The organism is Halomonas daqiaonensis, from assembly GCF_900109725.1.
Classification (GTDB): Bacteria; Pseudomonadota; Gammaproteobacteria; order Pseudomonadales; family Halomonadaceae; genus Halomonas; species Halomonas daqiaonensis.
This window is the reverse complement of sequence record NZ_FOBC01000019.1, coordinates 1-19,231: the sequence shown is the minus strand read 5'-3', so window position 1 is coordinate 19,231 and position 19,231 is coordinate 1. Positions and strand designations below refer to the sequence as shown.

Genomic DNA, 19,231 nt, shown 5'->3' with positions numbered 1-19,231 from the left:
CGCGAGCACAGCGTAGAATAACGCCCCTTTCCACGATATCCGGCCGGTTCCATGAGTGACGCATCTTACCGTGACGCGATCTTTTCGACACCCCTGGACCGGGTGGCGCGCTTTTCGTTCGACGAGAAGGTCGTCGCCTGCTTTCCCGACATGATCCGCCGCTCTGTGCCTGGCTATGGCCAGATACTGGGCATGCTGGGCTTGATCGCCGCCCGCCACCTGCGCCACGGCGCCCATGTCTACGACCTGGGCTGCTCGCTGGGTGCCGCCGGCCTGGCGCTGGCCGGGACGCTGCCGCCGAGCGCCTTTCGCTATACGGGGGTGGACCTCTCGCCCGCCATGGTGACGCGGGCTCAGAAAACCCTGGCCGCGGAGTGCCCCGACCACGCCATGGAGGTACACGAGGGCGATATCCGCACTCTGGCCTACGACCCTGCGGGCATGATCGTGCTCAACTTCACCCTCCAGTTCCTGGCCCCGGAGGAGCGCGACGCGGTGATCGACCAGCTGTTCCAGGCCCTGGAGCCGGGGGGCGTGCTGGTGCTCTCGGAGAAGATCAAGGCCGCCGACGAACAGGAGAACGCCTGGCTGGTGGAGCGCTACCACGACTTCAAGCGTGCCAACGGCTACAGCGACATGGAGATCAGCCAGAAGCGCACGGCCCTGGAGAACGTCCTGGTACCCGACACCCTGGCGGGCCACCACGAACGTCTGACCAGGGCCGGTTTCTCTCGCGCCCACACCTGGTACCAGTTCCTCAACTTCGCCTCGCTGATCGCCTTCAAGGACGCTGACGCCCTGGCGCCCCAGGAGGCGTGAGGTGCCGATCGCGCCCGAACACCGCGACCTCTTCCGGGCCTTTATCGACCAGGGGCTGGATACCTGGCTGGCCCGCCTCCCCGAGCAACTGGCTCGTGGCCTGGACCGCCAGCGTTATGGCGACTTGCCGGCCTGGGAGAAGGCCGTGGCCAAGTTGCCGAGGCTGCCCGATGAACGCGAGGTGCGTCTGGACGCCGATACCGTCGCGGTGGATGTCGAACTCGATGACAGCCGACGCCGCCAGTGCGAGAACCTGCTGAGAAAGCTCGCGCCCTGGCGAAAGGGCCCCTATCGGCTCGGCGGCATCCCGATCGATACCGAGTGGCGCTCGAACTGGAAATGGCAACGGGTGGCGCCGCACCTGGCGCCGTTAGCCGGGCGCCGCGTGCTGGACGTGGGAGGTGGCAACGGCTATCACGCCTGGCGTATGGCCAGCGAAGGCGCGGCCTTCGTGCTGGTGATCGACCCCTCGCCGCGTTTCTTCTGGCAGTTCCGGGCGGTGCGCCACTTCATCGGCGACGCCGACGGCGGCCGCACTCACTTCCTGCCGGTGGGCATCGAGGACGTCCCCGAGAAGCTCGCCTTCTTCGATACGGTGTTTTCCATGGGCGTGCTCTACCATCGTCCCTCGCCGCTCGAGCACCTACTCCAGCTCAGAGACGCCCTACGGCCCGGCGGCGAGCTGGTGCTGGAGACCCTGGTAGTGGAAGGCGACGAGACGACCGTGCTGCTCCCGGGAGAGCGTTACGCCGCCATGCCCAATGTCTACTTTCTGCCCTCGTCACGAGCGCTCTGCCAGTGGCTCGAGCGCTGCGGCTTCACCAACGTGCGAGTGGTGGACGAGGCGGTAACCACCACGGACGAGCAGCGTACCACCGAATGGATGACCTTCCAGTCGCTGGCCGACTTCCTCGACCCGGACGACCCGACCCGGACCCGCGAAGGCTACCCCGCCCCGCGACGGGCAGTGGTCATGGCCAGGAAACCAGCATGATGCCCGCACTACCGAGCGAAGGGGACAGACCGCCACTCAGCGGCTCGCGACACTCCTGTCACGGAATGACATTGTGACCGGCCAGTAGGGCTGTACACTGGTGGCAGGAACATTGCCAACGTTGTCCCGTGCATCGCTGGGCTGGCACCCTTCATTCACAGCTTCGAGTAGGGAGGCATGCATGCAAGATCCCCTGAAGGTGATCAAGAAGGAGCAGCGCAAGAGCCTGTTGATACTGATGATCATGGCGCTCTACAGCATACTGTTCGGTATCGTGATCGTCATCGGCTTGAGCCGGGGCGACCCTCAGATGGCGTCCAACGCCGGCTGGATCATGATCGGCATCGGCATCCTGTGTATCGTGCTCTATGTTTCGGCACGCCGCCGACCCACCAAGCACAACGAGCCCCCTTCCTGAATTGAATTCATGACAAGAAGGGAAGGCATCACAGTATCACCAGCCGCCCCCGCGCCGAGCAGTGTGGAATCACCAACCATCTCGGCTGTACGGCCGTCTCATAGCCCGAACGGATAGGTCTCGGGTACCTCCTTGCGGTTCCAGGGCTCGTCCTTGTCCAGCGGCTCCACCGATGAGGTTTCGTCGAGGTGGAAGATGGCGTCGAACTGGCTGGCCACTCGAGCCCTGAAGTAATGGCTGGCGCGCTCGGTCTCGGGACGATAGATCACCCCGATGGCACGCTCCAGCAGGGGCGCTGCCAGCAGCTCGGCGGCGTCGCTCTCTAGCGGCAGGTAGAAGTCCCCCAGGCCGCTGTCGTGGAACAACCGCTCGACGCTGCCCTCAAGTGAGGGACGCACCCAGCGCTGCTGAACGTTGCCGTCCCAGTCGTGGGCGGCGGCGACATGACCACTGTGGGTGGTGAAGCCAACCAGCAGGGAATCGTCCTGGCCGAAGCGCTGTCGCACCAGCTGGCCGATGTTGTGCTGACCGCGCTGCTGGCCCATCTCGGTGGCACGGGCATCGCCCAGATGTGAATTGTGCGCCCATACCACCACCTTGCCCTGCCCGCCCTGACGGCGTAGGTGTGCGCGCAACTCGACGAGAGTGTCGGTCATGTGCTCATCGCGCAGGTTCCAGGTGTCGAGGCGCGAGCCGAACATGGCCCGATAGTAGGCCTCGGCATTGATCACCACCCGGGCATTTTGCTCGGCATAGAATTGCTCGTCGACGGCCAGCAGGCCATCGCGGCGCAAGTCATCATCACCGAGTTCGAGCAGATCGGCCAGCAGCGATACCGCCTCATCCTGGCAGGACTGACTAAGCCCGAGGGCCGCCTCCTGGCCATAACGAATGGGGTCGCCGCCGTGATCAAGACAGGCATAGTGCACCCGGGCCCGCGCGGCCTGGTCGGGGTCGACCTCATCGAGATAGGCGATAACCGCCTCGGCGGAGCGATAGAGGCTGTAGAGGTCGAGCCCGTGAAACCCCACTCGCTGCTCGAGCGGTCGCGAAGCGTTGTGCTCGCACAGCCAGGCGATGAACTCACGGACCTCGTGGTTGCGCCACATCCAGCGCGGGAAGCGCTCGAAATCGCCGAAGGCGGCATCGAGGCTATCGCCGCTCTCGCCCTTGACGTAACGCGTCAGGCGCAGCGCATCGGGCCAGTCGGCCTCGACTGCCACCGCCTCGAAGCCCTTCTCTTCGATCAGCCGCTGGGTGATCTCGGCGCGCCGGCGGTAGAAGTCGTGGGTGCCGTGGCTAGCCTCGCCGAGCAGGACCAGGGAACGGTCGCCGACCTGGTCGAGAAGGGCGTCGTAGTCGCTCGGACGCCCCTCGAGGCGCCTTGCGAGATGCCGAATGCCCTCCAGTGCTGTTGCCATGATAATGCCTCCTGTCGGATAGAGTGTGATCCGTCAGTGTAGGTCGCGATCGTGCCTGACATCACCTTCAGCGCCGCAGGATCACCAGCCAGCGCCCCAGGTTGAGGATGCTGGAAAGTGACGCCGCCACATAGGTGAAGGCGCAGGCGGTAAGCACATGGCGGGCGCCGGCCATGTCATGGGCAGGGATATACTCCTTGAGCAGTGGCAGGGCGCGCTGGAAGCTGGCATCGAACTCCACCGGCAGGGTCACCAGATGCACCAGGGCCGCGGTGCCGAAGCTGATCAGCGCGGCGGCCACCACGATGGCCAGGCCTCCCGGCAGACGGGTCAACACGAACAGGAAGGGGGCGGCCATCATCAGCAGCGCCCCTATCTTCTCGGCCTTCTGCGCCACCGTCACCAGCCGCGAGCGGGCCAGCAACGGCGCATAGCCCTGCTGGTGCTGGATGGCATGGCCCACCTCGTGGGCCGCCACCGTCACCGCGGTGAGCGAGCGGCCCCGGTAGTGGTCCGGGGAGAGCCGCACCCGGCGTGCCTCGGGGTCGTAATGGTCGCCCTGCTCGGTCATCTCCACCCTGACGCCCTCGAGCCCTAGGCGCCGGACCAGGTGGTCCGCCAACTCGCCGCCGGTCCCGGGATACTCCTCTCGCCCGCGGGCGTGGCGCGCCAGCACCCACTTCGCCCAGAGGTTGGGCAGCAGGAAGAGAGCCAGCAGCAGGGCGATCAGCAGTACCACCATGAAAGGTCTCCAGAGGCGTGACCACGGGGTGGATCAGGGCGTCTCCCCGTCAGACTCCTTCACGTCCCGTCGAATGGCATTCAGACCGTGGATGGAAATATTACCCTGAGCATACGCATGTTCCGCCATCAGGAGACTGTCGGCCGCCAGGATGAGTTCACAGCGAGTGTGACGTATCTGGTCGCGAAGTGCCTGGATGGCGCGCTCCCGATCCGGCTTGTCATCCACCCGCCGAATGTAGATCGCAGAGATGCGGCCGGGATGCTCCTCGACGATCCGCGTATAGACCTCGGGATCGTGCTGGCCGCTGTCGCCTATCAGGATACAGGGGATGTCGTCGAACAGGGCCAGCATGCGGGTTATCACCGCCTGCTTGTGGTCCTCCGCCCGGCGCGGCCAGGGATGGCGAAGCGACAGGCCCCACTCGCGCAGGAAGAGGATGGGACCCACGGGAATGCGATTGAGCTGGAAGAAGGCCTCCAACATCTCGTAGATCGCCCAGGGCCCCCGCGAGACATAGAGGATAGGCCGCGCGCCCTGATCATCCGCTCCGCGGTGCAAGGCCTGATACAGAGACGACACGCCGGGAAAAGCCATGCGCTGGTGGGGCTTCTCGATGAACAACCGGTACAGCATGCCTAACTTGTGGGCGACACCGGTATACATCACCGTGTCGTCGATGTCGCTGATCACTAGCAGATCCGTCTCCGACACCGGGATGAAGACTTCGGTCGTGGTGCGAACCGGCATTTCGCCCTTCGCCCTCACGTGTAGCTCGGCATGGTGCCAGCCCCCCGCCTCAGGCAGCTCCGTGGTAAGAGGCAGGTTGGCATGGAAGTAGCCGTCGCGATCCGTGGTGACGGTGGTGCTGTCTTCCCCCAGCCGCACCTCGACAGTGGCCTCGGCCTGACCGCGACGCGCAATGCGACGCACCACATCGGCCAGGTCGCGAAGCATGCCTCGTCGAGGGATCGCCCGGCTGAGCCCCACCTGGCGGAAGACTCGCCCCATGAGGAAGACCCTGTCCCGGGAACCGTATCCCCGGTAGGGATTCACCACTATCCCGCCATGGCCGTAGTCGCGCTTCATCGGCTTGGCCAGGATATGGACCAATCGCCGGATGAAGCTCGTGGCATGGCGTATCGCCACCTTCAGGCGTCTCATGGGTGGCCTCGCCCTCCTCCATGCAGACCGGTTCCCGCTGAGGAGAGCGACCTAAGCGTCACTTCACTCGGCCCATGAGCTCGCGCAGGTCCCTGGCCTCCCAATGCGGGAAGTACTTGCGCACCAGGGCGTTGAGCTCCAGCTCGAAGCCAACCCAGTCCACCTCGCCAGCCGGTCGGTCACCCGAGCGAGCGACCCCGCGGATCATTCCTGCCCCCACCGTGACGTTGGTGAGCCGGTCGATGACGATGAAGCTGCCCGTGCCAGGGCTCGTGCCGTAATCGTCCAGCGGCACCTCGGCGGTCAGCTCGACCCGGCAGCGGGCGATGGCGTTGAGCTCGAGGCGCTCAGCCGGGTGGCGCTCCAGGCTGTTGACATCCACCTGATGGAGGATCGCGCCGACCTGCCCCGACACGGAGCGTCCGGCCAGACGAATATCGACCTGGCGTCCGGGCGAAAGCGGCTCGTCATGCATCCAGACGATGTCGGCCTCGAAGGCATCGGCCATGGCCACCTCGTCATCCGCAGCAACGATCCAGTCGCCCCGGGAGATATCGATCTCGTCCGCCAGGGTCACGGTGATCGCCTGGCCCGGCCAGGCGGCCTCCAGGTCACCGTCGAAGGTGACGATGCGCTCCACCGTCGAGGTCCGCCCGGAGGGCAGCACCTTGATCGCCTGGCCCGGTCGCAGGATGCCGGCCTCGAGGGTGCCGGCATAGCCCCGGAAGTCCAGGTCGGGACGGTTGACGTACTGCACCGGCAGGCGCAGGTCGGTCAGGTTGCGATCGCGGCTGACCTCAATGCCCTCCAGCAGTTCGAGCAACGGCGGGCCTGGTTGTCCATCGACAAAGTACCAGGGCGTGTGCTCGCTGCGGTTCACCACGTTGTCGCCTTCGAGCGCCGAGAGCGGCACGAAGTGGATGTCCGGTGCGGAAAGCTGCTCGGCAAACGTCCGATAGTCGGCGACGATCTCGTCGAAGCGCGCCTGGTCGAAGCCCATCAGGTCCATCTTGTTGACCGCGATCACCAGATGCTGGATGCCCAGCAGGTCGGCGATGAAGCTATGCCGGCGGGTCTGGGTCTGCACGCCGTAGCGGGCATCGATCAGGATGATCGCCAGGCTCGCCGTGGAGGCCCCGGTCGCCATGTTGCGGGTGTACTGCTCGTGGCCCGGGGTATCGGCGATGATGAACTTGCGCTTGTCGGTGGAGAAGAAGCGATAGGCCACGTCGATGGTGATGCCCTGCTCCCGCTCGGACTGCAGGCCGTCGACCAGCAGCGCCAGATCCACCGCCTCGCCGGTGGTGCCGCTTTTCTTCGAGGCCTGGGTGATCGCCGCCAGCTGGTCGTCGAAGATCATCTTGGAGTCGTGCAGCAGCCGGCCGATCAGGGTCGACTTGCCGTCATCGACGCTGCCGCAGGTAATGAAGCGCAGCAGGTCCTTGTTCTCGTGCTCGTGGAGATACTGCTCGATGTTGTCGGCGATCAGGGTCGATTGGTGTGACATCAGAAATAGCCCTCGCGCTTCTTCTTCTCCATGGAGCCGGCCTGATCGTGGTCGATGGCGCGGCCGCTGCGCTCGCTGGTGCGGGTCAGCAGCATCTCCTGGATGATCTCCGGCAGGGTGTCTGCCTGCGACTCCACGGCGCCGGTCAGCGGGTAGCAGCCCAAGGTGCGGAAACGCACCCACTTCTCCTCGGGTACCTCGCCCTCGGCCAGCGGCATGCGCTCGTCGTCGACCATGATCAGCATGCCGTCACGCTCGACCACCGGCCGCGGGGCGGCGTAGTAGAGGGGCACGATGGGGATACTCTCGAGATAGATATACTGCCAGATGTCCAACTCGGTCCAGTTGGAGAGCGGAAAGGCGCGAATCGACTCGCCCTTGTTGATCCGGGCGTTGTAGAGGTTCCACAGCTCCGGGCGCTGGTTCTTGGGGTCCCAGCGGTGATGCTTGTCGCGGAAGGAGAACACCCGCTCCTTGGCGCGGCTGGCTTCCTCGTCGCGGCGCGCCCCACCGAAGGCGGCATCGAAGCCATACTTGTCCAGCGCCTGCTTCAGGGCGGCGGTCTTCATCACATCGGTATAGCCACTCGAGCCATGCTCGAAGGGGTTGATGCCGGCGGCACGCCCCTCCTCGTTGATGTGCTCGATCAGCTCCATGCCGGAGTCCGCGGCCATGCGATCGCGAAACTCGATCATCTCGCGGAACTTCCAGGTGGTGTTGATGTGCATCAGCGGAAAGGGCGGCGGTCCGGGATAGAAGGCCTTGCGCGCCAGGTGCAGCATCACCGAGGAGTCCTTGCCGATGGAATAGAGCATCACCGGATTGTCGAACTCCGCGGCCACCTCGCGAATGATGTGGATCGACTCGGCCTCGAGCTGCTGGAGATGGGTCTGCCGCTCGGGCGACGGGGCCAGGGCGGCCTCGACGGCGCTTTCGCGTGACGGTGAGTGAAGACTGCTCATGGCCCGGCTACCTCGCATGACGTTGGGCGGGTGAGATCATGCGGAACAGGGTAACGTCGGACCAATAATAACCCAAAAGAATTAATAACTATCTTTTTATACCCATATAGACAACCCGCCCCTCATGGGTCGACGCGCACCACCCAGGTCTCCAGTTCGCCATCGCTGAGCTCGATGAGTCGATAGCCGGGACGCGAGGCCGCGTCGAGGGCGAAGGTCGACGAGCCGGGCAGGAACTGGTCAGTGGTGGAGGGACAGCCGTAGGCCGACACCTCACGATCAGCCAGGACCTGGACGCCATGAAAAGCTTGGTGGATATGGCCGAACAACACCGCCCTGACCTGGCGATGGGGGGCGACAACACGCCAGAAGGCCTCGCCGTCGGCCAGGCCGATCTCGTCGAGCCAGGCCGAACCGACGGGTAGCGGCGGATGATGCATTACCAGCAGGGTCGGCCGGCTATCGGCCGCGAGACGCTCGGCCAATCTGTTCAAGGCCTCCTCGCCAAGCTCGCCGTGGGGCTGGCCGCTGACGTGGGTATCCAGCAGCAACGCCCGCCAGGTGCCCAGATCCAGCTCATCATGCAACTCGCGACACTCGGCCATCAGTGCCGGCTGGTCGTGATTACCGGGCAGCCAGTACCAGGGCGACTCGAGCCGTGTCAGGGCCTGCTCCGCCAGCCGGTAGGAGGCCGCCGTCTCGTCCTGGCTGATATCGCCGGTAATCAGCACCAGCGTCGGCCGCTCTCGATTCACCGCCGCCACCACGGCCTCCAACTGACGCAGCGGAAAGCCCGCCCGGGCGCGCGCCTCGGGGTCGGCCTGCAGGTGGCAGTCGGTGATCTGGGCCAGTCGCATGGGTACGGCTTTGTTCATCCGGGCAGCTTTCTTCGGCAAGGCAATTTTTCTGATCAGGGTAGCTGGGGCAGGTCCAGGGAGTGGCCATGAGCCAGGCCATGGTCCAGCCATTCGCCGAGGAAACGGTTGAGCTGCAGCTTCTCGTCCGGCTGGTGCATGTTTGAGTTGGGATAGCGGTAGCGGCCATCGAAGTGCCGCTGGCGCTGGAAATCGGTGACCTCGGCCATGCGCACGTCGTGGTAAAGGTGCACGCGCATGCGCGGCGTCTCGATCAGCGAATCGAGGATGCCGCGTTGGGAGACCCGCACGATACTGGTATAAGGGGCCCGTTCCTGGAGCTTGAGGCACAACTCGCCCACGCGCCGGCCATGGGTGACCAGCTCGACCTCGCGGGTCTCGCCAACCTCCAGATCGCCCAGCAGCCGGGTCAGCCGGATGAAGTTGGCGGTACACTCCCCCTGCAGCGTCTTCAGGTCGGTGACATAGGCGTTTCTCGGCACGCTACCTCCTTGCTCGCAACGATGCGCGTTCACCCGCCAACCAGTAGAAGGCGATCAGGCACATGGCATTGTCGAGTCGCCCGCCCTGCAGGAGTTCCCAGGCCCGGGTAAACGGCAGCACGTGCACGCGGATATCCTCGTGCTCCTCGTCGAGCCCATGCACCCCCCCAAGGCCACGGCTGTCGACCAGGCCACAGAACAGGGTGACTCGCTCGTCGCAGGCCCCGGGGCTGGGATAATAGGTGTGCAGCTCGATCAGCTCACCCACCTCGCAGCCGGCCTCCTCCAGGGTCTCGCGGCGCGCCACCTCGGCGACGCTCTCGCCGGACTTGACCAGCCCGGCCACTATCTCCACTTTCCAGGGAGAGTCGGGGTCGTCCAGGGCGCCGGGGCGAAACTGCTCTATCAGCACCACGGCGTCGCGCTCCACGTCGTAGAGCAGCACCCCCACGGCATCGTGACGATGATGCACCTCGCGCACCACCTGTCCGCTCCAGCCACCCTCGAAGAGACGGTGGCGCAGATGGAGCTCCTCCAGCCGGAAGAAACCCTGATGCAGGCAGCGACGCTCGGTCAGGTCCACGTCGGCGGCCGTGAAGGGTGCCGAGAGGAACAGGTCCTCGTCGACTGCGGGCGGGCGAGTCTCGCTCATGCCGGTCTCCGGGTCGCGCAAAAATTTTATTATCGTGCCCCCGGCCGGCGAATGCCAATCATGGGCAAGCTTACGCAAACCTGCCCAGCCGCACATCGGCTTGGCCACACCGCCCACTTGGCGTATGTTCGCCGCCAGACACGAAACTGCGAGGAACGCCATGAAAGGCCGCAACATGACGCGCTGGCGCGACCCCGCCAAGGACCCGCGCCAGGAGCCCAAGAGCAACCTGATCACCGCCGAGGGTGCCGAGCGGCTGCGCGGCATCCTCGACCACCTGTCGCGGGTCAAGCGCCCCGCCCTCTCGACCAAGGTAGGCGAGGCAGCGGCGCTGGGCGACCGCAGCGAGAACGCCGACTACACCTACAACAAGAAGGAGCTCAACCGGGTCATCGCCCGCATCCGCTACCTGACCAAGCGCCTCGACGAGCTTCAGGTGGTAGACCGCCTCCCCGCGGACACCGGCAAGGTCTTCTTTGGCGCCTTCGTCACCCTGGAGGACGAAGAGGGCGAGGAAATGCGCATCCGGCTCGTCGGCCACGACGAGACCGACACCACGAAGCGCTGGATCAGCGTCGACGCCCCGCTGGCCAAGGCGCTGCTCGGCAGGGCGCTGGACGACGAGGTGACGGTGGCCGCTCCCGGTGGCGAGAGCACCTACGTGATCACAGAGATCGACTATCGTGACCCACAGGCGTAGGAGCCCTACCATGCCGGTCGTCTTCCGCTATAAGGGAATCAGATTTTTCTTCTTCTCCAACGAGGGAAACCCGCTGGAGCCTATCCATATCCACGCCGAGTGTGGTGATGGGGAGGCCAAGATATGGCTCGAGCCGCAGGTCGCTATCGCCAGCAGCGCTGGCTACAATAGAAAGCAACTCTCACAGCTCATGCAGCTGGTTGAAGAGCATCGGGGTGAAATCTAGAGGGCCTGGAATGAGCATTTCCGCCAAGATTGCCAGCTTTGACGACTACACCATGTGGGTCGAGCTAAACGATGGTAGAACCCTGGGCGTCCCTCTGGCCTGGTTTCCACGGCTACTGCACGCTACCCCCGCCGAAAGAGCCAAGTGCCGTATCAGCTATTCCGGCAAGGGCCTGCACTGGAATGATCTTGACGAAGACATCTCCGTCGAGGGACTGCTCGCCGGCCGCGGAGACATGACGCTGCACCACGAGCGCGTTGCCTGATCAGCCCTTCACCGCCCGATAGACCCGAAAGCGCCGGTCGTCGGCCAGCACCTCGAAACCGCCGAAGGCCCGGGTGAGCATATCCGGATAGGGCAGGAAGGCGTTGGCCACCAGGATCAGCTGGCCGCCGGAGCGCAGATGCTCGGGCGCCTCGAGGATCAGCCGCCCCGCCGGGCCATAGTCGACCGCCCGCTCCTGGTGGAAGGGCGGGTTGCTGACGATGGCATCGAAGCGATGCGCCCCCAGCGCTGAATAGACATCGCTCGCCAGGACCTCGCCCTCGAGGCCGTTGGCCGCCAGGGTGCGCCGAGTCGCCTCCACCGCAAAGTGGCTCACATCCACCGCCGTGACCCGCGCCCCGCGCCGGGCCAGCCAGGCCACCAGGATGCCGTCGCCACAGCCCGCATCGAGAACATCGCCGGGAGCCTCGCCCCCCTCCGCCAGGCTCGCCGAAAGCTGTTCCAGCAACAGCCGGGTGCCGTCATCCAGCTTGCCATGGCCGAACACGCCGGGATGGCTGACCAGGCGCAGCGTCTCGTCTCCCAGATCGACCTCGAAGGTGGTCCAGGCGGCATCCGGGTCGATGCCCACTCGGGCCAGGCGGGTCGCGTAGAGGCCGCAGCGCCGAGCGCTGTCCACCTTGCGACAGCCCAGCCCCAGGGCCGCCAGCACCTTGAGGACCCGCTTGATGCCTCCCTGATTCTCGCCCACCAGTTGCAGCGGGGTGCCCGATGGCAGGTGGGCACAGAGCCACAGCAGCCACCATTCACCCAGGGCGTGGCTCTTCGGCCAGAACAGCACCACGCCCGAGGGGGCCGGCTCGACGCCCTCGAAGGGCGAGTGCGCTACCCTCCCCCGAGCTCGCCAGGCCGCGAGGACGCCCTGGTCGGCGGAGAGCAACCGCCCCTCCCCCGCCTCCAGCCAGGCGTCCCGGGGCGGTGCGACCCATAGCCAGCCGCCATAGTCGGCGTCCTGTCGCTCCAGCAACTGACAGACGGGGGTCTCGGCACTCATGTGCTGGTCTCCTCGTGGGAAGGTGTGGGGCGCTCCAGGGTATAGAGCAGGTAGCGGCCCAGCCGCCAGTGGGGATCGAGGCGGCAGTAGCAGTGCTCCAGCGCCAGCAGGCGCTCCCGATCGACATCGCTCTCCGGCGGTCGGCGCAGATAGTCGGCGAAGACCCGGATGCCCGCCACCTCGCGGATCACCAGGCCATTCTCGGCGCTCCAGGTCTCGATCTGGCCATGAGTCAGCGGCGAGATCGGCGTCAACCGCTTGCGCAGCCCCTTGCCCTCGAGCCGATCGGCCAGGGCCTTCTTCAGGTTACCCTTGACCACGTTGGAGAGCCTCAGGGCGTCTCGATTGAACACCATCAAGGAGAGTTGCCCCCCCGGCGCCAGCAGGCTAGCCAAGGTAGCCATGGCCCCGCGCGGATCCGCCAGCCACTCCAGCACGGCGTGACAGGCGATCAGCGGCCAGGGGCCAGGCGCGAGCTGGGGCAACGCCTGCAGCGACGCCTGCAGCAGGCTCACTTCCCGCCCCGCCAACTGCTCCCGTGCCCGAGCCAGCATCTCGCCGGAGGGCTCGGCCAGAGTGACCGCATGGCCGCGTGCGGAAAACCAACTGGTCAGCTGGCCCAGGCCCCCGCCCACGTCGAGCAGCGGCTGCCCCTCAAGGTCCAGCATCTCGGGAAGCAACCGGTCGAGCAGTGCCAGGCGCAGCTCGCCACGGGCCCCGACGTAGAGGCTCGAGGCGAACTTGTCGGCCAGGCCATCGAAGTGACGATCGCCAGCTGGCGAGAGGAGGGAAACGAATTCTGACATGCAGCCACCGATCGCGGGTTTGCCACGCATTCTACCCGGGAATCACGCCAGACTCATGGCCCACGCCATGCCCCTGGGCCGCTGCGGGTTTATCTCGGCGGTTCAGGCGCTTATACTGCGCCTCGTTACGCCCCCATAGCTCAGCTGGATAGAGCGTCCCCCTCCTAAGGGGAAGGTCTCAGGTTCAAATCCTGATGGGGGCGCCAATTAAATCAATAACTTATCTTAAACTCTTACCTCGAAACACTCCTCAAAATCACTTCCGACCCCAACAGCGACCCCAACAAGATTTCTTGGTAGGCCTAAGTAAAGTGCCGTGCTAAGGCCCAAGACGGCTACTACCGCCAGGCCTAGCCCCCTCCAGCACGACCGTGTGTGGCATAGAGCATGCTTATAGCGACTAACCGCTACAGATTTGTCGGCACCGACCTCCTACCCGCTGACCAGCACATTTAGAGACTATTGACATCCATGCGCGCCTGCGGTTAACGTTCATATAAGCGCCGATTTGAGTCTCAGCTTGCGGGCGCTCTACAAATGCAGCTAAAGCGACGCCAAGAGGCCCGCTTTAGCACATGCTGAGCGGGTTTTTTGTTGTCTGGCCTTCGGGCCACCGCCGATTTAAGCACCAACTTGCGGGCGGGATAGAAATGCAGCTAAAGCGGCGTACGACTCCACTCCCCTGGGTCGGCGCTTGCCGAACCACGCTTTCCAGAGCACCACAGGGGAAAAGGAGACGATCATGACCCATCGCACCACCGAATCTCACGACCAAGCCGCGCCTACCAGCGCCGGTGCCTCCCCCGCGTCAATTCGCCAAAGACTGGCCGCCTTGCTCGCCCAGGACGACATCGTACGTCCGGAGCTGTGCAATGCCGCCATCCTCGGAGCGCGACCTGCTTCACGGGTGACGCACCGCGTTGATCGCCATCACCCCACGCTGGCGAGGAGGTCGTGATCATGAACCTGGTTCAGGAACTGCTACTCAGGACCCAGCACCTGTCGGACACCGAAGTGCTCCGTGGCATGGGCTACACAACGGCCGACGAGGCGGCACTGGCCCACCTGCAGGACGTACGCGTGAGCCCGTATCTCGGCCTGGAGAAGACGTACCGAGACAAACACTTCGGTGAGAGAGGGTTCCTCGAGGCACTGTGCCGATGCGCGGCACTCGACGAGGCCGACGCCCTGGCCGCTATCGAACGTCTGACCGAGCGTTTGGCCGAGGACCGGGCTGCCTTTCGTCACTGGCTGTTCGCCGATACCGACTATGTGCGAGGCCCTGGAACGCCGATCTTCGCCATGGCTTTCACCGAGCACTTCCGTCGGCTCAAATTCCCGCTCGGTTTCTGGCGCCTGCCCTGGGAGGAGAGACTGGCGGCCGCCTGCCAGAAGTCCCGCGACCACATGCAGGAGAGCGGCGGCAAACTGGTCACCTGGGGTGAGATAAAGCGCTACCACTACTGCTTTGCCGAGAAGCGCAGCATTGTCATCTCGACAACGGGCGAGGTGATCGGTGAACGGGAGCACTTCGACCCGCCACTCGCCACCTTCGGGCTGAAAGGCAGCAACGAAAACCTCCCTGACCTGTTCGTGAAGGATGATGAATAGCCAGTGCCGACTGGCTGGATTCGGATGCCGCCAGCCAGGAAAACGGAACCACGCGGCGAAAGAGCGGGAATGCTTAGCGGTTTTTTATTGCCTGATCAACAGACCACCGCCGATTTAAGCACCAACTTGCGGGCGGGATAGAAATGCAGCTAAAGCGGCGCCGTGACTCCCTTCCCCCGAGTCGGCGCTTGCCGACCGTTCCAGGGGGAGAAGGAGTTCACATGCCTGCCATCGATTTCCATCCTGCCAGCCTCGCGCTGGATGTCTGGTTCAAGCGGCCCGAGAGCCGGGTCAGCGTGCCGGACGACGCCGAGTTCGCCTGCCTTCAGGAGATCAACCTGGGCGCGGTGGATGTCATTCCCGAGGCGCTGTTCTTTCGCCGCCATGGCGGGCGGGACGAGCTGTGGTCTGCCGGCCTGACCCACGATGCCCCCGGCAAGTCGCGTGAGGCGCAACTGGCCACCGCCTACCGTCAGGGCCGCGTGGCCTGGTCGGAGAGCCAGGGCACGCCCGCGGAGAGCGCCGAGGTGCTGTTCCGTGCCCTCACCGCCGCGCGTCACGGCCACGTATGGCCCGACGGCTATCGCGAGGGGCCATTGATCACGGCGGCTGCCCATCGGCGCATCGTGGGCGAGCTCGAAGCCGAGATCGACCGCAATACCCGGGAGGCCGAGGCCCAGGCTGAAGCGCCGATCATCGTGCTGGCCCGCCAGCTGGGCCTGAGGCCCGAACCCGCCGGTCGATCGCCGTCCGCCTGGTACGCCGACTGCCCGGGCAAATCCCACCGGCTGATGGTCAGCAGCAGCGCCAACGAGTTCGGTTGCGGCTACTGCCGCGTGAAGGGCGGCACCGCCGACCTGGAGACACTGGCCAGGCAGCGCAAGGAGGCCCGCTCATGAGCCGTCATTATCTTTTCACCTCGGAGTCGGTCTCCGATGGGCATCCCGACAAGCTGGCCGACCGGATGTCGGATGCCGTGCTGGATCGTTGCCTCACCCTGGACTCATCGGCCCGGGTGGCCTGCGAGACCTTGCTGACCCGGGAGCTGGTGGTGGTCGCCGGCGAACTTGGCCTCTCCTCCCCCGCTCTGCACCGCCAGGTACTCGATGAGGTGTAAGGCATCGTGCGCGAGATACTGCGCGAGACCGGCTACCGCAGTGACGTTCCCGGCATCGATCCGGACACCTGAGACATCCAGGTACGGCTGCACCACCACCACCAGTCCACCCAGATCGCCGAGGGCGTGCGGCGCGGGGAAGATGAATGCGGCGCTGGCGATCAGGGGTTGATGTTCGGCTACGCCAGCGACGAGACCCCGGAATTGCTACCTCTTCCGATCAAGCTGGCTCACCGATTGATGCGGCGTCACAGGGAACTGCGCGACAGCGGCGCCCTGCCCTGGCTGCGACCGGATGCCAAGGCCCAGGTCAGCGTGCGCTACCGCGGCGAGGAGCCGGTGGCCGTGGAGACGGTGGTGCTCTCGACCCAGCACGACTCATCGAACAGCGGGTCACCGTCAGTCGAATAGCGGAGCACACCGGTGATCCAAGTGCCGGGGGCGATGTTGTAGCGCGGCGGCCAGTTCTCCGAAGGTGGAGGCAGCCGCAGCGCTCGGGCGATGGAGGTAGGGTCGGAGAAGAGAGCGAAGCGGCCGCACATACGATGACTCCAGGCACTTTCTCTTTCAGGTTCCCAGGCGCCGATCACCGAAGGCACAAGCCATCCGACGGCAGGTGGGCATATCGCATTCTACTAAGCCGGACGGTAACGTGGTCCTATCCGGTCAAAGGGAAGTGACACCATGTCGAGCGAGCGGCCCTACCACGAGAATGCCAGACGCTTTTTCGACCAGTATCAGTCAATCGACTTCGATCGGGTGCACCGTGAATGGATTGCGCACTTGCCGTCTCAGCCCGGTATGGCCCTGGACGTGGGTGCCGGCAGCGGACGTGATGCCAAGGCGCTGGCGGAGCGTGACTGGCAAGTAGTGGCCGTGGAGCCGGCCGATGGCCTTCGCCAGCTAGGTCGCGGCCACACCCTTGGCAGCGATGTCATCTGGCTGGATGACCGCCTTCCTTCCCTGAAACAGGTACGGGCCCTCTCACAGCGGTACTCGCTGATCCTTGTCTCGGCGGTGTGGATGCACCTACGAGCCGATGAGCAGCAGCGCGCTCTGCGTGTGCTCACCACCCTGCTGGCTCCGGGTGGCCTGATGGTCATCACCTGTCGGCAAGGGGATAGCGGCGACGAGCGTGAATTCCATGACGTCAGCCTGGCAGCGCTGGATCGCTGGGCCCAGGACCTCGCGCTCCTCCCGGTGGCCGCCTCTCAGAGTGGCGATCAGTTGGGACGCGAGTCGGTTGCCTGGCAGCTCCGCGCCTATCGGCTACCGGATGATGGCACCGGCGCTCTGCCGGTGCTGCGCCATGTCATCGTCAACGACGACAAGTCCTCGACCTACAAGCTGGCCCTGTTGCGCACCCTGGTCAGACTGGCCGATACCGCCCCGGGCATCGTGCTGTCTCGAGACGACGACTGGGTCACCCTTCCCCTCGGGGCCGTCGGGCTGTATTGGCTGTTGCTCTTCCGCCCGCTGCTGCTGGACCAACGGCTACGTCAGTCACCGGGTTCCCGGGGCTACGGCTTCGCCAAGGAGGATTTTCATCGGCTTGGGCACCTCGCCCCCGGCGACATGCGTATCGGCAGCCCATTGGCTGACCCCGAGATGGCCGCCACTGTCCTGCGTGCCGTTCGTGATGCTTGCCAGTCCATCGTGCGCATGCCAACGCACTACACCACCTGGCCAGGCAGCTCAGATCAGATCTTTGAAGGAGAGCGGAGAGGGGTGCGGATCGGCGACCAACCGGCGCGTCTGGACACGAAGACGTTGGCTGGCTTTGGCGAGTTTCGGGTTCCCACCCTGCTGTGGGACTGCATGAGCCGCTACGCCTGCTGGCTGGAGCCGGCGATCACCCATGAGTGGGTGCAGCTGATGCAAGGGTACAACGCGCAGGCCGACCTCGGGCTGCTACACAAGGCATTACGATGGCCGGAAAGCCGCCGAGAGACGTTGCAGGTCCGGCAGCTGGTAGCAAGCCACCTGCAGGAGGCCAGGCAACTGCACTGCGTATGGTCACATCAAGACCTGCACAGGCGCACCTACGCCATCGATCACTGCTTCCCATGGGCTCGCTGGCAGAACAACGACCTGTGGAACCTCTTACCCGCTTCGGAGAAAGCCAATGCAGCAAAATCTGACCGGCTACCCTCCGCACGGCTGATGGAGACGGCACGCTCAGACATTCTCGCCTGGTGGGAGGTCCTGGAAGCGAAGCCGGGGATCGCCACACAATTTCGAGATGAGGTGCAGGCGTCACTTCCGTTGGTCTACCCGAACACCCCGTTGGAGAGCCTGTTCGACAGCGTGCTGCTCCAGCGTCAGCGGCTCAAGGCCAATCAACAGTTGGCCGAGTGGCATGGCCTAACGGGATAGCGACTTCATTAGGGCATGCGACCCGATGGATTCGTGCAGACGACCAGCCTGATAGCCACCAGAACTGGGCATTCCTTGATATCATGCCCCATCAGATATCCAACACCCCGTAGGTGAAGCAATGCCGCAAGCCCCTGAAATCTTCAAACACAGCCTCGACGACATCACGCTGGACGGGCTGCCGCCGCGGGATGACCCGGGGTTCTAGGATGCGGTGCTGCTCACCCTCACCACCCAGTACGCGGCAAAGGGCTACTCGGCAGCGATCGTCGTCCAGGATGGGCATGTCTTCGGGGTTGCCGTGCCGCAGGAGGGCGTCGAGCCCAAGCAGTACCTCCTGGGCCTGCTGGAGCACCGCTTCCTCGAGGATGCCCTGCCCGCGCTCGAGATCATGGCCGAGATGACCAACGATCCCGAGATCCTCTACAACTACGGCGTCTGCCTGTCCGAGATGAACCGAGTCGAGGAGTCGGTCTCGCCTCTCCAGGCGTGCGTCGAGGAAGCGCCCGACTACGCCCATGCACACGCGGCGCTGGGCTTCTCCTTCATCAAGCTCGGCCAGCTGGACAAGGCCGAAAGCGTGCTGCGTGACGCGGCGAAGCAGCTGCCCGACGACCTGTGGATCAACCGCAATCTGGGTGGCCTGCTCGCCAAGCGCGGCAAGCACGAGGAGGCCAAGCCCTTCTTCGAGCGCGCCCTGGCGGCCAACCCTCAGGATGTCGCCACCCTGTATGGCCTGGCGCTCCCGAGTTCGACACTTCCAGTCCGATTTTGGCCAGAAATCCGCACCTGTGGTCTGAGAATTCAGTAGCTTAGAGAATTCTGGCCGCATTCTTTGTAGTGACACGTTTTTCTAGTGGCACCTTGCCATTCGTAGCGCCTACGGTCTATCGTGATGACATGTTTGTCAAAGTCACCAAATCCGGCCCGCGCCGCTACGTCAAACTCGTCGAGTCCTTCCGGGACGAGGCCGGCAAGTCGCGCCAACGCGTGATCGCGACACTGGGTCGCCTCGAGGCCGTCACGGCCGGGGAATCCAGCGCGCTGATCAATGGCTTGCTGCGTGTCTCTGGCCAGCCG

The 19,231-nt window shown here is 64.8% G+C and carries 24 protein-coding genes, 1 tRNA gene and 1 pseudogene; 15 read left to right on the top strand and 11 right to left on the bottom strand.

Features of this window, described 5'->3' with window-relative positions; genetic code table 11:
• The first annotated feature begins 51 nt into the window (after window positions 1-51).
• The 3 genes from cmoA (at window position 52) to BMY30_RS14095 (ending at window position 2,231) form a co-directional block, all read left to right on the top strand.
• On the top strand, window positions 52-819 hold the full coding sequence (gene cmoA / locus BMY30_RS14105; protein WP_089714808.1) for a carboxy-S-adenosyl-L-methionine synthase CmoA: 768 nt from the start codon (window positions 52-54) through the stop codon (window positions 817-819).
• A 1-nt stretch (window position 820) separates the two neighbouring features.
• The gene (gene cmoB / locus BMY30_RS14100) at window positions 821-1,813 is read left to right on the top strand and encodes a tRNA 5-methoxyuridine(34)/uridine 5-oxyacetic acid(34) synthase CmoB (protein ID WP_089714806.1); all 993 of its coding nucleotides are present in this window, start codon (window positions 821-823) and stop codon (window positions 1,811-1,813) included.
• Between the two features lie 181 nt (window positions 1,814-1,994).
• Complete coding sequence (locus tag BMY30_RS14095; protein ID WP_089714804.1) at window positions 1,995-2,231, top strand: hypothetical protein; 237 nt, start codon at window positions 1,995-1,997, stop codon at window positions 2,229-2,231.
• A 98-nt stretch (window positions 2,232-2,329) separates the two neighbouring features.
• Here the strand turns inward: BMY30_RS14095 and BMY30_RS14090 are convergent, their stop codons facing one another.
• The 8 genes from BMY30_RS14090 to BMY30_RS14055 all read right to left on the bottom strand — a co-directional run bounded on the left by BMY30_RS14090 (window position 2,330) and on the right by BMY30_RS14055 (window position 10,036).
• Complete coding sequence (locus BMY30_RS14090) at window positions 2,330-3,652, bottom strand: erythromycin esterase family protein (protein ID WP_089714802.1); 1,323 nt, start codon at window positions 3,650-3,652, stop codon at window positions 2,330-2,332.
• Between the two features lie 67 nt (window positions 3,653-3,719).
• Window positions 3,720-4,394 (bottom strand): zinc metallopeptidase, encoded by a 675-nt coding sequence (locus tag BMY30_RS14085; RefSeq protein WP_089714800.1) that lies wholly within the window; start codon window positions 4,392-4,394, stop codon window positions 3,720-3,722.
• A 33-nt stretch (window positions 4,395-4,427) separates the two neighbouring features.
• Complete coding sequence (locus tag BMY30_RS14080) at window positions 4,428-5,558, bottom strand: App1 family protein phosphatidate phosphatase (protein WP_244516222.1); 1,131 nt, start codon at window positions 5,556-5,558, stop codon at window positions 4,428-4,430.
• 58 nt (window positions 5,559-5,616) lie between these two features.
• Window positions 5,617-7,065 carry a sulfate adenylyltransferase subunit CysN gene (gene cysN / locus BMY30_RS14075; protein ID WP_089714798.1) on the bottom strand — a complete coding sequence of 483 codons (1,449 nt, stop codon included), beginning with the start codon at window positions 7,063-7,065 and terminating at the stop codon, window positions 5,617-5,619.
• Window positions 7,065-8,027, bottom strand: a complete 963-nt coding sequence (gene cysD / locus BMY30_RS14070) for a sulfate adenylyltransferase subunit CysD (RefSeq protein WP_089714795.1) — start codon at window positions 8,025-8,027, stop codon at window positions 7,065-7,067. Before cysD ends, cysN begins: the two co-directional genes overlap by 1 nt.
• A 122-nt stretch (window positions 8,028-8,149) precedes the next feature.
• Complete coding sequence (locus tag BMY30_RS14065) at window positions 8,150-8,902, bottom strand: phosphodiesterase (RefSeq protein ID WP_244516221.1); 753 nt, start codon at window positions 8,900-8,902, stop codon at window positions 8,150-8,152.
• Window positions 8,903-8,937: 35 nt separating this feature from the next.
• Window positions 8,938-9,384: a DUF1249 domain-containing protein gene (locus BMY30_RS14060; protein WP_089714793.1), complete on the bottom strand. Its 447-nt coding sequence runs from the start codon at window positions 9,382-9,384 to the stop codon at window positions 8,938-8,940.
• A 1-nt stretch (window position 9,385) separates the two neighbouring features.
• Entirely contained in the window at window positions 9,386-10,036 is a 651-nt protein-coding gene (locus BMY30_RS14055; protein ID WP_089714790.1) for an NUDIX domain-containing protein, read from the bottom strand.
• A gap of 160 nt (window positions 10,037-10,196) precedes the next feature.
• On the opposite strand from BMY30_RS14055, the gene greB reads away from it, so the two are divergent.
• The 3 genes from greB to BMY30_RS14040 are packed head-to-tail and all read left to right on the top strand — an operon-like array spanning window position 10,197 to window position 11,227.
• Entirely contained in the window at window positions 10,197-10,736 is a 540-nt protein-coding gene (greB, locus tag BMY30_RS14050; RefSeq protein WP_089714788.1) for a transcription elongation factor GreB, read from the top strand.
• A gap of 10 nt (window positions 10,737-10,746) precedes the next feature.
• On the top strand, window positions 10,747-10,962 hold the full coding sequence (locus BMY30_RS14045) for a DUF4160 domain-containing protein (protein WP_089714786.1): 216 nt from the start codon (window positions 10,747-10,749) through the stop codon (window positions 10,960-10,962).
• A 10-nt stretch (window positions 10,963-10,972) separates the two neighbouring features.
• A complete protein-coding gene (locus tag BMY30_RS14040; RefSeq protein WP_089714783.1) occupies window positions 10,973-11,227 on the top strand; it encodes a DUF2442 domain-containing protein in 255 nt (84 codons plus the stop codon).
• Here BMY30_RS14040 and BMY30_RS14035 read toward each other — a convergent pair whose 3' ends face one another.
• Together BMY30_RS14035 and BMY30_RS14030 are read right to left on the bottom strand one after the other, a co-directional pair.
• A complete protein-coding gene (locus tag BMY30_RS14035; RefSeq protein ID WP_089714781.1) occupies window positions 11,228-12,241 on the bottom strand; it encodes a methyltransferase in 1,014 nt (337 codons plus the stop codon).
• Window positions 12,238-13,047 (bottom strand): methyltransferase domain-containing protein, encoded by an 810-nt coding sequence (locus BMY30_RS14030; RefSeq protein ID WP_089714918.1) that lies wholly within the window; start codon window positions 13,045-13,047, stop codon window positions 12,238-12,240. Before BMY30_RS14030 ends, BMY30_RS14035 begins: the two co-directional genes overlap by 4 nt.
• Before the next feature lie 129 nt (window positions 13,048-13,176).
• On the opposite strand from BMY30_RS14030, the gene BMY30_RS14025 reads away from it, so the two are divergent.
• The 6 genes from BMY30_RS14025 to BMY30_RS18015 all read left to right on the top strand — a co-directional run bounded on the left by BMY30_RS14025 (window position 13,177) and on the right by BMY30_RS18015 (window position 16,186).
• Window positions 13,177-13,253: transfer RNA gene (locus tag BMY30_RS14025), tRNA-Arg, on the top strand.
• A 536-nt stretch (window positions 13,254-13,789) separates the two neighbouring features.
• Complete coding sequence (locus tag BMY30_RS14020; RefSeq protein ID WP_089714779.1) at window positions 13,790-14,005, top strand: hypothetical protein; 216 nt, start codon at window positions 13,790-13,792, stop codon at window positions 14,003-14,005.
• A gap of 2 nt (window positions 14,006-14,007) precedes the next feature.
• On the top strand, window positions 14,008-14,658 hold the full coding sequence (locus BMY30_RS14015) for a hypothetical protein (RefSeq protein ID WP_089714776.1): 651 nt from the start codon (window positions 14,008-14,010) through the stop codon (window positions 14,656-14,658).
• Window positions 14,659-14,879: 221 nt separating this feature from the next.
• On the top strand, window positions 14,880-15,557 hold the full coding sequence (locus BMY30_RS14010; protein ID WP_089714774.1) for a hypothetical protein: 678 nt from the start codon (window positions 14,880-14,882) through the stop codon (window positions 15,555-15,557).
• Entirely contained in the window at window positions 15,554-15,775 is a 222-nt protein-coding gene (locus BMY30_RS18020; protein ID WP_211607350.1) for an S-adenosylmethionine synthetase N-terminal domain-containing protein, read from the top strand. The genes BMY30_RS14010 and BMY30_RS18020 overlap by 4 nt, the downstream gene beginning before the upstream one ends.
• Before the next feature lie 126 nt (window positions 15,776-15,901).
• Window positions 15,902-16,186, top strand: coding sequence for a hypothetical protein (locus BMY30_RS18015; RefSeq protein WP_280140904.1), 285 nt, complete (start codon window positions 15,902-15,904; stop codon window positions 16,184-16,186).
• On the opposite strand, the gene BMY30_RS18370 is transcribed toward BMY30_RS18015, so the two are convergent.
• Window positions 16,096-16,317: an SOS response-associated peptidase family protein gene (locus tag BMY30_RS18370; protein ID WP_342027793.1), complete on the bottom strand. Its 222-nt coding sequence runs from the start codon at window positions 16,315-16,317 to the stop codon at window positions 16,096-16,098. The genes BMY30_RS18015 and BMY30_RS18370 overlap by 91 nt on opposite strands.
• Before the next feature lie 142 nt (window positions 16,318-16,459).
• On the opposite strand from BMY30_RS18370, the gene BMY30_RS14000 reads away from it, so the two are divergent.
• From BMY30_RS14000 to BMY30_RS13990, 3 genes and pseudogenes are all read left to right on the top strand, one after another.
• On the top strand, window positions 16,460-18,151 hold the full coding sequence (locus BMY30_RS14000; protein WP_089714770.1) for a class I SAM-dependent methyltransferase: 1,692 nt from the start codon (window positions 16,460-16,462) through the stop codon (window positions 18,149-18,151).
• 214 nt (window positions 18,152-18,365) lie between these two features.
• Window positions 18,366-18,962, top strand: coding sequence for a tetratricopeptide repeat protein (locus BMY30_RS13995; protein ID WP_089714769.1), 597 nt, complete (start codon window positions 18,366-18,368; stop codon window positions 18,960-18,962).
• Window positions 18,963-19,051: 89 nt separating this feature from the next.
• Window positions 19,052-19,231, top strand: a pseudogene (locus BMY30_RS13990) (IS1634 family transposase); the annotation flags it as partial.

Coding starts and splice junctions, on each gene's coding strand:
- cmoA (WP_089714808.1), top strand. CDS start 52: ATGAGTGACGCATCTTACCGTGACGCGATCTTTTCGACACCCCTGGAC.
- BMY30_RS14095 (WP_089714804.1), top strand. CDS start 1,995: ATGCAAGATCCCCTGAAGGTGATCAAGAAGGAGCAGCGCAAGAGCCTG.
- BMY30_RS14090 (WP_089714802.1), bottom strand. CDS start 3,652: ATGGCAACAGCACTGGAGGGCATTCGGCATCTCGCAAGGCGCCTCGAG.
- BMY30_RS14085 (WP_089714800.1), bottom strand. CDS start 4,394: ATGGTGGTACTGCTGATCGCCCTGCTGCTGGCTCTCTTCCTGCTGCCC.
- BMY30_RS14080 (WP_244516222.1), bottom strand. CDS start 5,558: ATGAGACGCCTGAAGGTGGCGATACGCCATGCCACGAGCTTCATCCGG.
- cysN (WP_089714798.1), bottom strand. CDS start 7,065: ATGTCACACCAATCGACCCTGATCGCCGACAACATCGAGCAGTATCTC.
- cysD (WP_089714795.1), bottom strand. CDS start 8,027: ATGAGCAGTCTTCACTCACCGTCACGCGAAAGCGCCGTCGAGGCCGCC.
- BMY30_RS14065 (WP_244516221.1), bottom strand. CDS start 8,902: ATGAACAAAGCCGTACCCATGCGACTGGCCCAGATCACCGACTGCCAC.
- BMY30_RS14055 (WP_089714790.1), bottom strand. CDS start 10,036: ATGAGCGAGACTCGCCCGCCCGCAGTCGACGAGGACCTGTTCCTCTCG.
- greB (WP_089714788.1), top strand. CDS start 10,197: ATGAAAGGCCGCAACATGACGCGCTGGCGCGACCCCGCCAAGGACCCG.
- BMY30_RS14045 (WP_089714786.1), top strand. CDS start 10,747: ATGCCGGTCGTCTTCCGCTATAAGGGAATCAGATTTTTCTTCTTCTCC.
- BMY30_RS14040 (WP_089714783.1), top strand. CDS start 10,973: ATGAGCATTTCCGCCAAGATTGCCAGCTTTGACGACTACACCATGTGG.
- BMY30_RS14035 (WP_089714781.1), bottom strand. CDS start 12,241: ATGAGTGCCGAGACCCCCGTCTGTCAGTTGCTGGAGCGACAGGACGCC.
- BMY30_RS14030 (WP_089714918.1), bottom strand. CDS start 13,047: ATGTCAGAATTCGTTTCCCTCCTCTCGCCAGCTGGCGATCGTCACTTC.
- BMY30_RS14020 (WP_089714779.1), top strand. CDS start 13,790: ATGACCCATCGCACCACCGAATCTCACGACCAAGCCGCGCCTACCAGC.
- BMY30_RS14015 (WP_089714776.1), top strand. CDS start 14,008: ATGAACCTGGTTCAGGAACTGCTACTCAGGACCCAGCACCTGTCGGAC.
- BMY30_RS14010 (WP_089714774.1), top strand. CDS start 14,880: ATGCCTGCCATCGATTTCCATCCTGCCAGCCTCGCGCTGGATGTCTGG.
- BMY30_RS18020 (WP_211607350.1), top strand. CDS start 15,554: ATGAGCCGTCATTATCTTTTCACCTCGGAGTCGGTCTCCGATGGGCAT.
- BMY30_RS18370 (WP_342027793.1), bottom strand. CDS start 16,317: ATGTGCGGCCGCTTCGCTCTCTTCTCCGACCCTACCTCCATCGCCCGA.
- BMY30_RS14000 (WP_089714770.1), top strand. CDS start 16,460: ATGTCGAGCGAGCGGCCCTACCACGAGAATGCCAGACGCTTTTTCGAC.